Origin of the sequence: Teredinibacter waterburyi, from assembly GCF_001922985.1 — a bacterium.
GTDB classification, from domain to species: Bacteria; Pseudomonadota; Gammaproteobacteria; order Pseudomonadales; family Cellvibrionaceae; genus Teredinibacter; species Teredinibacter waterburyi.
In genome coordinates this window covers 1-10,994 of sequence record NZ_MRUH01000122.1, presented here as the reverse complement: position 1 = coordinate 10,994, position 10,994 = coordinate 1, and the positions used below count along the sequence as shown (strand labels likewise).

General features: G+C 44.8%; 9 protein-coding genes. 5 read left to right on the top strand and 4 right to left on the bottom strand.

What is annotated here, in order from left to right; all coding sequences use genetic code 11:
* Positions 1 to 37: 37 nt before the first annotated feature.
* On the bottom strand, positions 38 to 454 hold the full coding sequence (locus tag IDZ20_RS08870) for a GlcG/HbpS family heme-binding protein (protein ID WP_188151078.1): 417 nt from the start codon (positions 452 to 454) through the stop codon (positions 38 to 40).
* A gap of 259 nt (positions 455 to 713) precedes the next feature.
* Here IDZ20_RS08870 and IDZ20_RS08865 point away from each other — a divergent pair, with 259 nt between their 5' ends.
* Entirely contained in the window at positions 714 to 1,106 is a 393-nt protein-coding gene (locus tag IDZ20_RS08865; RefSeq protein WP_188151077.1) for a Fis family transcriptional regulator, read from the top strand.
* On the opposite strand, the gene IDZ20_RS08860 is transcribed toward IDZ20_RS08865, so the two are convergent.
* Both IDZ20_RS08860 and IDZ20_RS08855 read right to left on the bottom strand, forming a co-directional pair.
* The gene (locus IDZ20_RS08860; protein WP_188151076.1) at positions 1,088 to 1,888 is read right to left on the bottom strand and encodes an SAM-dependent methyltransferase; all 801 of its coding nucleotides are present in this window, start codon (positions 1,886 to 1,888) and stop codon (positions 1,088 to 1,090) included. The genes IDZ20_RS08865 and IDZ20_RS08860 overlap by 19 nt on opposite strands.
* The gene (locus IDZ20_RS08855; RefSeq protein ID WP_188151075.1) at positions 1,888 to 4,245 is read right to left on the bottom strand and encodes a glycoside hydrolase family 3 N-terminal domain-containing protein; all 2,358 of its coding nucleotides are present in this window, start codon (positions 4,243 to 4,245) and stop codon (positions 1,888 to 1,890) included. Before IDZ20_RS08855 ends, IDZ20_RS08860 begins: the two co-directional genes overlap by 1 nt.
* 332 nt (positions 4,246 to 4,577) lie before the next feature.
* On the opposite strand from IDZ20_RS08855, the gene IDZ20_RS08850 reads away from it, so the two are divergent.
* On the top strand, positions 4,578 to 5,624 hold the full coding sequence (locus IDZ20_RS08850) for an alkene reductase (protein ID WP_188151074.1): 1,047 nt from the start codon (positions 4,578 to 4,580) through the stop codon (positions 5,622 to 5,624).
* 48 nt (positions 5,625 to 5,672) lie between these two features.
* On the opposite strand, the gene IDZ20_RS08845 is transcribed toward IDZ20_RS08850, so the two are convergent.
* Positions 5,673 to 6,455 carry a TIGR01458 family HAD-type hydrolase gene (locus IDZ20_RS08845; RefSeq protein ID WP_188151073.1) on the bottom strand — a complete coding sequence of 261 codons (783 nt, stop codon included), beginning with the start codon at positions 6,453 to 6,455 and terminating at the stop codon, positions 5,673 to 5,675.
* Between the two features lie 546 nt (positions 6,456 to 7,001).
* Here IDZ20_RS08845 and IDZ20_RS08840 point away from each other — a divergent pair.
* The 3 genes from IDZ20_RS08840 (at position 7,002) to IDZ20_RS08830 (ending at position 10,864) form a co-directional block, all read left to right on the top strand.
* The gene (locus tag IDZ20_RS08840; protein WP_188151072.1) at positions 7,002 to 7,373 is read left to right on the top strand and encodes a hypothetical protein; all 372 of its coding nucleotides are present in this window, start codon (positions 7,002 to 7,004) and stop codon (positions 7,371 to 7,373) included.
* Positions 7,374 to 7,474: 101 nt separating this feature from the next.
* On the top strand, positions 7,475 to 7,942 hold the full coding sequence (locus IDZ20_RS08835) for a hypothetical protein (RefSeq protein ID WP_188151071.1): 468 nt from the start codon (positions 7,475 to 7,477) through the stop codon (positions 7,940 to 7,942).
* A gap of 711 nt (positions 7,943 to 8,653) precedes the next feature.
* A complete protein-coding gene (locus tag IDZ20_RS08830) occupies positions 8,654 to 10,864 on the top strand; it encodes an AAA family ATPase (protein WP_188151070.1) in 2,211 nt (736 codons plus the stop codon).
* Positions 10,865 to 10,994: the final 130 nt, after the last annotated feature.

The following is a 10,994-nucleotide window of genomic DNA, read 5'->3' as shown; positions in this document are numbered from 1 at the left end:
ATTTGCCGCCCCTTTTTTGTTTTAAACAAAAACAACTTTACGCGTTATAGGTTTTGGGTTTTAGACTTTCAATCGCTGCCAAAGCCAGATTTTCATCATCAAATTCGGCCAAGCCGCTCACACCAACACCACCGACAACCTTGCCATCCATTGTTAGTGGTAAACCACCGGCAATACCGGTCATTTTACTGTCTGTCCAGTAGCTTAAATCTTTGCCGGTTTCTTTCGCCCAAGCGCCCAAACTAGAGGTTGGCTGACGATCTCGTGCAGCTGAATAAGCTTTATTTTTTGCCAAAACACCCGCGTGAAATGCGGCATTATCTCGGCGAGAAAAACAGATAAGCTCACCGTGAGCATCGGTTACCGCTACGGCGATATTGTGTTCTAGGTCCTGCTCTGCAGCGATTTCGAATATACGCTGCATCAATTGTTCTGCATGTGCGAAAGTAAACATAAGTGTGGCTACCTTAAGGTTATGTTTAATCCAATAGGACTAAATCGTTGTTTATAATTTGTTATTCGTTACAAAGCCTGTAAATAGATATTGGGCACAATTCTTAGAATACAAGCATTAAAGCTTTCTAGGCGTTAGAACATTCCTCTTCACCCGACACTACCCTCGCCTAACCCCCTACTGTAAACTGCAGCCCTAGCAAAGGGGCGTACGCCCTCGAAAGCTCAGCTAACTCTTCTGGCAGAATGAAAAACTGATTATGGCAAAGGCTCAAAGTAAAACGCAGAAAAAAATAGACGCCAACATTCGCAACGCGTTAACCGATTTATGCGAGAACTCATTTAAGACAATCGATGGGTTTCAATGGTTAACCCACCAAGCAGATTTTGCCAACTTTCCCGCCAGCCTGCTTATTACCTGTGTGTTTGAAAGCCAGGAGCAGTTAACCGAAGCGACGAACCTAAAGCACTGTAGCGCAATTAAAACCGCTATTCAGGCAAGGTTATTAAAAATAGGTGTTCGCTTTAAAACCCTCGACCGTCAAGTGCAGTTCGATACAGAAGAAGCCTGCATAGCCGAAAACAATCACGACTGGCCGCTACGCCTTGCCAAACATACAGGTAGAGCCGTGCCTCACAGCACGCGTCCATAAGCGGCAAGCGCCGCCTCGGCAACACTTGCTTCCTTACCGCCACGCATGCGTTGGTAGTGTTGCACCAATTTATCTAGGTAACGGCGTTTAACGTCGGTCATATCCAGCCACAAGCTATCGCCAATTGCCGTTACCGGCTTAGTTGGCACTTTAGAGTCACTCGCAATTCCGTATTGATTGTTCTTGTTGTAGCGCAACCAAAGGTGTTCGTGACTAAAACCATTTTCGCTAATAAAAGCCTCATCTCTTAAGCCAAAATGATTCGCCTGTAAAAACCCGCGCAATTCAAACGTATGTGAGTTTGGGCTAAGTAAAAAATCCAGCTCTACCTTGCTATCGATATGTGAAGTGCGGTCAATATCTGAAGTGCGGTCAATATCTGAAGTGCGGTCAATATCTGAAGTGCTATCGGCGCTTGCATCCGTATCAAGGTTTTCAATAATACCCTCAAGCATCGCCATTAAACTCTGCCCGCCCACGCCCGCCACTATCACCAAGCGCCGTGCTCTGCCGCTAAACTGTAATTCTCGCGCGTCTGCACATTTAAAAAATATACGACCATCGTTAAGGCTTGCATAATCTACCGCTAGCTTGTCGACAATTGCCGCAACTTTATCGACTAGGTATACGCGGCTATGGATATGATGCTGATGAAGATGTAAACCCAACCGGCCGTGATCACAACACAGATCCCAGATTTCGTCATAGCCTTGGTTTGAATCAACCCATTGATACAAATGATTTAAGCGCACGCCTAAACGTCGAATTATTTTTTCGGTCATCACCGGGCAATTGCACTCGCTTGATACTCAATTGTGCCACTTAGATTATCGGCGCCAACTGTAAGGGTAAATTCGCCGGGTTCTACAACAGGCTGCATTGATTTGTTCAATAGTGAGAAGTCTGTATTGCTTAACTCAAAGTTAACCTGCTTGGTTTCACCGGGTAAAAGGTGAACACGTTTAAAAGCCACCAGTTTGCGTACCGGCGTGGTTACACTGCTAACCGTATCGCTAAGATACAACATTACCGTCTCGTCGCCGGCATAGCGGCCACTGTTTTTTACGTTCAGGCTAACCGTAACATCATCACTACCAGCAAACCTTTTAGGTAATTTCAAAGCACTGTAATCAAATTGTGTGTAGGACAATCCAAAACCGAATTCATACAATGGTTTACGACTGGTTTGATAAAAGCCGCCGCGATGAAACGCCGACGGTTTATGGTTATAAAAGCTCTGCACATGCCCCACAGAGCGAGGAATAGTAATCGGCAACTTGCCACTCGGGTTATAGTCGCCAAACAAGGCTTGAGCAATTGCTTCGCCGCCCAGTATGCCCGGCTCCCAAGCTTCCAAAATCGCACTGGCATTTTCGCTAAGCCATTCCGAGGCCACAGGGCCGCCGTTGATTAACACCGCCACAATCGGCGTGCCGGTGTCTTTAATGGTTTGCAACAAGGTTAACTGATCGCCGACTAAATCTAGCGTTGGCCTATCCAAATTCTCGCCGCTTGTTTTGTTTGGATCGAAGCGCAGCGAGTTCTCACCGACAAACACAATGACCACATCGGCTTTTTTTGCGCGTGTTTTTACTTGGGTTAACACACTTTTTGAATAGTCTTTATAGCCGGGTGTTTCGACAAAATCTACCGCTACAGAATCTGATACATAGGCATTAACACCTTCCAATGGCGTAACAATATCGTCATCGCTTTGAAAGCGCGCCCACTCACCGAGTATTGCCTGATTATTCGCCGATGGGCCGGTAACTAAAAGACGAATTTTAGCCTTTTTAGCTGCGCCGTTTGACGCGCTAGAATGTTTTTTAAGTGGCAAGATTTGATCGCTATTTTTAAGTAACACAATCGATTTTTGAGCCGATTCCAACGCCGCCTGTAAATGGGTTGGGCTTCTTAGCGCTTGATTCACATCACTTTCTTGTACCAAAGCATTCTCAAACAAACCCAACTGAAATTTAGCGTATAAGATTTTTTTAACCGACGCGTCTAGCCGTGACTCGTCCAACCGCCCTTCTCGTACTAAGGCGAGCAAGTCGTTATAAAAGTCGGGGCCATGCATATTCATATCCATACCGGCGTTTACCGCCAAGTAGGTTGCTTCTTTTGCATTGGCGGCGAGGTGATGTGCCGAGGCGAGCCGCGCAATGTCCATCCAGTCGCTAATAAAAAAGCCGTCAAAGCCCCACTGCTCGCGAATCAGCCCGGTTAAGTACTCGCCGTGTGCATGACAGGGTATGCCATTCAGATCGTTATGCGCCGGCATAATGGTAAACACATTGTTTTCGATTGCGCCTTTAAACGGCGGAAAAAATATTTCGTGTAGCGTGCGTTCAGAAACCTCCGCCGGTGCGCCGTTTACACCGTTATAGGCAATACCCCCTGCCACAAAATGTTTTGCCGAAGCCAACACGTTATCGGCATCGCTAAAGTCGCTACCTTGATAGCCGCGAATCATCGCATTACCCATAGCCGTAACCAGTAATGGGTCTTCACCAAAGGTTTCACCAAAACGCCCCCAACGCGCATCGCGCACCACTTCGATATTCGGCGAAAAAGCCCAGTGGTAACCGCTAGCACGCATTTCTATTGCGGTGTAATGGGCAATACGCTGGGCAAGGTTGGGGTCAAAACTCGCAGCCAAACCAATTTGACTGGTGTAAATAGTGGGGGCGCCGGTATACATGCCGTGGCCGTGTAATGCATCGGTGGCAATAAGTAATGGAATTTTTAAACGCGACTCGGCCGCCAGCTGCTGCAAAATATTCGCCTCGGCAAACGACGCGACTTTTAAAAATGAGCCAATTTTGCCCTGTCGCACCCAGTCGGCACGTTCGCCCAAGGCATTGGTGTAGGTTAACGCCGTATCGGCGCTAGCAATTTCGCCTTGTGCCTCGCCCACAAACTGGCTCATCTGGCCGACTTTTTCTTCTAAGGTCATCACCGCCAATAACAGCTCTACACGCTGCTCAGCCGGTAACGAAGCGTTCCAGTATGATGCTTTGCTCGCGCTCTCACTCGCCACGCTGCAATTTGCAAAAACAAGCACAAGCGAAAGTACGGCTAAAACATTAACGGCTACTGCCGTTAGAAAAGTAAAAAAGTTTCGTATTTTTAACATAAAGAATCCAAAGCTATCGGCACATATCACCGTCTCAGGTTTAGTGGTCAAACATAACTAAAAAGACACAACAAATGGAGCGATAAAGAGAACTAAAAAGACAACCAACTCGTATAACACCCAGCGCGTGAGAAAGGCGTGAATCTAACCATTAAAGTTAAGCCTTTGCTCCAGTTGAACTAACCAATCCCTTACCCAGATTAGCCTAGTATGGCTGCCGATTAGCGGCCTTGTAAAACGGCCCAAGCCTATCGCTAGTGGTCAGACTTACACACAAAGCATCTGGTTAAACCCGAAGGCCCGTCCATTCCACCCAACCGTGAGGAACTTCTATGCTGTTCGACCCAATTAAGCTTGGTGATTTAGAGTTACCAAACCGTATTATTATGTCTCCCTTAACCCGCTGCAGAGCCAGTGAGGGGCGAGTTCCCAACGCCATGATGGCCGAATATTACACACAGCGCGCAACGGCGGGCTTAATCTTTTCCGAAGCGACAGCCGTTACCCCCATGGGCGTAGGCTACCCGGACACACCGGGAATATGGTCGCAAGCGCAAGTAGAAGGCTGGAAAGCAATTACCAAATCGGTTCACAAGGCCGGTGGTCGCATCGTCTTACAGCTTTGGCATGTGGGCCGCATCTCCGACCCAAGTTACCTAAACGGTGAGTTACCCGTTGCCCCCAGCGCAATTGCAGCGGCTGGCCACGTCAGCGGTATTCGCCCAGAAAAAGCCTATGTACAACCACGCGCGCTTGAAGCCGCCGAAATCGCCGACATTGTAGAGGCCTTTAGAAAAGGGGCCGAAAACGCAAAAGCCGCCGGTTTTGATGGGGTAGAAGTACACGGAGCCAATGGCTACCTGCTCGACCAATTTTTACATAGCTCTACCAACCAACGCAGCGATGCCTACGGCGGCAGTATCGAAAACAGAACAAGATTAATGCTAGAAGTTGTCGATGCAGCGGTATCGGTATGGGGAGCCGGTCGCGTTGGTATTCACCTATCGCCAAGGGGCGATGCCCACGACCTAAGCGACGAAAACCCTGCGGCAACCTTTAGCTACCTAGCAACCGAGTTAGGCAAACGTCGTATCGCCTACATCTTTACGCGCGAACATCGCAACGAGCCTGCGCTTTCCGAGCTAATTAAAAGTACCTTTGGTGGCCCACTAATTGCCAACGAGCACCTCAGTAAAGAATCGGCCTCCGCCTTGTTGGAATCTGGCATAGCCGACGCCGTGGCCTTCGGCAAAGACTTTATCGCCAACCCAGACTTGGTAAAACGTTTTGCCACAAACGCAGAACTGAACAAATGGGATGCCGACACTTTTTATGCGCCAGGGCCAAAAGGCTACACCGACTACCCTGCACTGCCATAACGCCATCCGCTAGCAAATAACCTTAGCCGCACTAACCAGCGGTTAAGGTTAATACTTGTAGCCAAGCAGTTTGTTTAGATCGACCACCGAATTTATTACCGCATCTGGCGTTATCTTAGAGCCCGCCACCAACTCCTCGCGGTATTTACCCGTCTTAACCAAAACACCGGCAATACCGGCCCCCTGAGCGCCACCAACATCAGATTCAATGTCGTCGCCTACCAATATTGCCTGCCCTGCACCTACCTGCATAGAGCGCAGCGCAAGATTAAACAATCGCGGGCTGGGTTTGCCGATCACAATAGGCACAGCACAGGTAACCGACTCCAGCGCCGCCACAAACGCGCCGATATCCATACGCAAACCATCCTCCTCCTGCCAGAACTTATTGCGATGCATACACACCAATTTGGCACCACCCATTAACAGGTTAAATATCTTATTCAACAACGCGTAATCCCACGCCTCGCCAATATCGCCTATTACCACATAATCTGGCCGCGGGTTACTGGGGAATTTTTCAAAACACGCCTTCACCGCCTCGTGCACCGCTAAAAATACACTCGGCGTCCCCTGCATTGCCAAGTATTCAACCGTAGCGGTAACCGCCGAAAACATCTCTTGTTCTGCAGCCGCAAAACCCAGTAAGCGAAGCTTCCGCGTTAATGCCGTAGGCGTACGAGTAGTGGTATTGGTAACGAATCGAAAGGGAATATTGTGTTGATGTAATCGCGCTAGGGTTTCTATTGCGCCGGGAATAACACGGTCACCCACAAACAACACGCCGTCCATATCGAACAACACAGCCTTGATAGAGGAAGCAGAAATCATAGCGAAACACCTCAGTTCAAACATTGTGATAACAAAAATATTGGTAACAAAGTTGAGAAGATGTAGCCGAAAAATTCAGACTAAAAACTGAGAAGAAAGGCCGGAATTTGTGTGAGAACTCAATAGCTTACCGGCTGCAACTAGAATGCACCGCTGAGGAGGAATCTGCAACTACAATGAAAATAAAACAGTTTTGAGGCTTAGAAAGAAAATGACAGATTTAAGGACACGAACTAGTGCCAGACACACCGCAGCCCTTAGTCCGATCTAAAGTACGTATAGCATGTTAACCCATCTGCAAAAATACGTTAAATAACCATATCACCCTGCCGCCTACAGCCAAAACTTGCTAACATCCGGACCTCAAAATCTGCATTGCCAGTCGATGCAACTGAAGCAGAAGTCATTAACAGAAATGCTGATATTCGAAAAATAAAAATGGCGGACTTAGTTTAGCGAAAAGCAAGGCATTAAAGAACATTATAGATAAATTTAAAAATGGTTATTTTAAAGCTCCAAAATCCCCCAATAATCAGGTACAGCAAGATGGTAAAGATATTATCAATTTTCTCTTTTGTAGTATTCCTAGCAGCATGTACCGATGTGGATACCAAAGAAAATGTTATTAGCGTGGGGAATATTGTAAATACGGGTAATGATGGCGCAACCAGTGAATTTTGTTCCGATTTTTCTCTAACTAAGGAACAAGCTCAGGATTTTTTTAAGAATGCCGAACAGGTGACAGCCAGAGACATTCACGACAACTATTCATTCTTACCCTGCTTCGTGACCGGAGAAGGCTACCTGAACGAACAAAAGTGTGAATGGAAGATTCGAGCTGGTGGTACAGGTAGTATTGAGTGTGAAGATATTTCAATACTTATGGCATGTGAAGATTGTTTGCCAATACAAGAATAAATACTTAACAAAAACGTACAGCCCAAGCTAGAATATACGCGGCCTACCCAATACTTTGGCCGTTTCTTTACTTGACGTTATATGGACATTAGGAATGCATTATGAAATTAAATCTTAAAATAGTTACCTTACTTATAGGCTTTTTTCTTACGAATTCAGCCCTAGCTTCAGAGTGTGATAAGTCGTGCCAAAAAAATCTTATCGATAGTTATTTTGAACGTTTAGGTGAGGTTTATAAGAAAGGATCGAAAGCGGAAGATATCGTAAACTTATTTGGCTTATTTTCCCCCGAAGTACGCTACGAGCATATTGAATATGAAGCAAATTTCAATAAGCAGGAATGGCAAGTGGCTTTTACCGAAAACCATAAACGAGGAGCCTATAGCGCCGCTAACAATAGTGTTATAACCGTTAAGAATTATATTTTTGGTAAAAGCCATGTTGCAATTGAATACAGTTACGGTGAAATTTCCGAAACTGGCGATTGGGTTGCCAAGGGCGACCAAAATCTATTAGCGCTATTTGGGTTTAAGGGTAAAAAAATAAACTTGGTTAGAGAGTACTGGTAATCGATTACGCAACTACCGTTGTTACCTCGGCCCAGCTCCTAGTATCGAGAATAACCTGCGCCTGTATGGGTACGGGGGTTTGCGTTCCTACGGCTGGGCAGCTCCCCCTTAGAATATCTATCCATTCCTGCGTTCGGTTTTACGGTATTTAAAACCGAACATCATTGCAACAAGCAACATTACCTGCAGTAGCAATCCCCTCCTCTACTCAAACTACCACCTAGGCCTGTATTCTAAAATGAATAGAGGTATAAAACCCCACGAAAGGCTCTATTCAATATTCTTTATTGAAATAAGGCGAGGAATAATTACATAGCAGCATACGAACGCGAGGGAATAGTCGGAGTTTTTTACAGCTGGAAAATAAAAGGTTTAGGCGCGAGTATATTTTTTAAAAAAGTTAGTGACTTTGCGGGAATGTTTTGAGACTTTAGAGGGATTGCAAGCGAAGCAGCACGGCTAAAGTATACTTTTTTTAGGCGGCTGGTAATCGTGGTCGTATACAGGGCTAACGGACGTTTTTAATCTTGGCCTATTGATGTGTTGTAAAGTGTACTTACGACGTTGAATACAATGTTATGCGGTAAAAAAGCAGAGCGGTAGTAATCGACTCAATTGAAAAGTTTAACCTCGGCCTGAAGTGCTAAATGAAATCTTCTACCTCCAAAGCAAATAGGCCTCGATTAAAAACAACCAGATGAAGAGTTAGGGATGATAAATAATATAGTAATTACGGATATTGCCAGCTACGACTCAAATGGCATCGAAGTTACAGATTTGAAGAAAGTTAATTTCTTTTATGGTGCGAATGGTTGTGGAAAAACTACCATTTCCAATTATCTTGCTGATACAGATGAGCTTCTATTCAACGCATGCTCTATAGATTGGGAAGGTGGCCAGCCATTAAAAACATTGGTCTACAACAAACAGTTCCGAGACAACAATTTTGGCACAGGTGCAATTGCAGGCGTATTCACTCTGGGGCAGGCAACTAGGGAAGATATCGAGCATATAACCAATAAAAAGGTGGAAGTTACTGAGCTTCGAACAGTGCAATCCACACAGCAAGCAACCTTAATAAGCCAGAAAGACCGACGAAAAGCCATCTTAGATAGCTTTACTAACGATTGCTGGGGTGTTTACAAACAATATGAAGGCACATTTAAAGAAGCCCTATATGGCCATATCAATTCCAAGGTAAGCTTTAGAGCGAAAATATTAGCTGACCATGAATCAAATTTGTCAGCTATATCAGCGATTTCGGATCTTGAAGCTAAAGCGGCCACTTTATTTGGTGAACCACCAATCCGCATCGATACGATTCCCACTATAGATATAAATTCATCCATTGATAGTATTGAGCAGGACGCTATCTGGCAGAAAGTAATCATAGGAAAAACCGATGTCGATATAGCAGGCTTGATTACTAAGCTTGGAAATAGTGATTGGGTAAACCAAGGCCGTGACTTTATTGCTGATGATCAAATATGTCCTTTTTGCCAACAGCCTACAGTAGGTGAGGATTTTAGAAGCCAAATTGAAGAGTATTTTGATGAAGACTTTAAGCGAGACAAAGTAAGACTTGCAGATCAACAAACCTCCTATTCAGATCTTATGACCCCAATTCTTTCAACGCTCGAGCATATTGAAACATCTGAAAAAGCAAAAACTGAGTCAAAGCTTGATGTTGAAAGATTTTCTTCTCATTTGAGAGCGATCCATAGCCGAGTATCTGAGAATAAGATATTAATTGCGGAAAAGCTTGAGAAAACCAGCCAGAAAATATCGCTATCAAGTACTAAAGAGGACTTGGAATACATCTCCGCTGTTATTGAACAGGCTAACGAGGCTATAACTAGCCACAATTTACTGGTAGACAACTATGATCAAGAAGTTTCCAGTTTAAAGATTGAGGTATGGCTTTTCCTAGTTGATGTGTTAGCTGAGAAAATACATGCTTATGTATCAACTGCTAATGGCCTACAACGCGGGATTGATAACATCTCCGATGAGATAGCAAGACGTGAAGAAAATATTCGCGAGTTAGATCGAGAAATTGTAGTGCTAAGTAGGAATGTTACAAGTGTTCAGCCTGCGGTAGATGAAATAAATCGATTGCTAACTGCCTACGGGTTTACCAATTTCCTGATTGTTCCGTCTCCTGAGCAGCAGAACCATTACGCAATTCAGCGTGAGAATGGTGAGCAGGCCCAGCACACCCTTAGTGAGGGTGAAGTCACTTTTATTACTTTCCTGTATTTTGTGCAGCTAGCAAAAGGCGCATTGGACCAAAACTCCGTTACAGAGGATAGAGTTTTGGTCATAGATGATCCAATCTCTAGCTTGGATAGCAATATATTGTACGTGGTTAGTACTATAGTGAAAGATTTGATCAAAGAAACCAAATTAGGATCAAGCACCATCAAGCAAATGCTGCTGCTGACACACAATGTTTACTTTCACAAAGAGGCTTCCTTTATTAGTAGCAGGTCAAATGGTGATCGTGATACAAATTATTGGATAATCAGAAAGGGTCATAACATCTCGTCGATTCAAGCCTTTGGTCAAAATAATCCAATAGAGTCTTCATATGAGTTACTTTGGAGGGAAATCAAAGAATGGCGCCAGAACTCAGGGATCTCCCTTCAAAACACGATGCGCAGAATTATTGAAAATTACTTTAAAATCTTAGGAAGATTTACAGATGAAGGAATAGTCGAGAAGTTTGATTCCTTTGAGGAGCAGCAAATATGTCGTTCGTTAATTAGCTGGATTAATGATGGCTCACACGCCATTCCTGATGACCTTTACATTCAAACACCTGATGATTCAGCCCAAAGATACCTGAATACTTTTAAAAAGATATTTGAATACACAAACAATCAGGGCCACTATCAGATGATGATGGGAGAGGAAGTGTGAATCTGCATAACAAGGCGCTGCTACGGAAAATTTACTCGCTGTCGCTCCTAAATTCCCGCAGAGCGCGACGTTATGCGTGGTATTGAAAAAAGCGCTTTGTCGGTTTTAGGTTTGTGGTAATTGTCTTTTT

What these genes read in the sequence shown, in the direction of transcription:
- IDZ20_RS08835 (WP_188151071.1), top strand. Translation starts at nt 7,475, where the DNA reads ATGAAATTAAATCTTAAAATAGTTACCTTACTTATAGGCTTTTTTCTT.
- IDZ20_RS08865 (WP_188151077.1), top strand. Translation starts at nt 714, where the DNA reads ATGGCAAAGGCTCAAAGTAAAACGCAGAAAAAAATAGACGCCAACATT.
- IDZ20_RS08870 (WP_188151078.1), bottom strand. Translation starts at nt 454, where the DNA reads ATGTTTACTTTCGCACATGCAGAACAATTGATGCAGCGTATATTCGAA.
- IDZ20_RS08850 (WP_188151074.1), top strand. Translation starts at nt 4,578, where the DNA reads ATGCTGTTCGACCCAATTAAGCTTGGTGATTTAGAGTTACCAAACCGT.
- IDZ20_RS08845 (WP_188151073.1), bottom strand. Translation starts at nt 6,455, where the DNA reads ATGATTTCTGCTTCCTCTATCAAGGCTGTGTTGTTCGATATGGACGGC.
- IDZ20_RS08860 (WP_188151076.1), bottom strand. Translation starts at nt 1,888, where the DNA reads ATGACCGAAAAAATAATTCGACGTTTAGGCGTGCGCTTAAATCATTTG.
- IDZ20_RS08840 (WP_188151072.1), top strand. Translation starts at nt 7,002, where the DNA reads ATGGTAAAGATATTATCAATTTTCTCTTTTGTAGTATTCCTAGCAGCA.
- IDZ20_RS08855 (WP_188151075.1), bottom strand. Translation starts at nt 4,245, where the DNA reads ATGTTAAAAATACGAAACTTTTTTACTTTTCTAACGGCAGTAGCCGTT.
- IDZ20_RS08830 (WP_188151070.1), top strand. Translation starts at nt 8,654, where the DNA reads ATGATAAATAATATAGTAATTACGGATATTGCCAGCTACGACTCAAAT.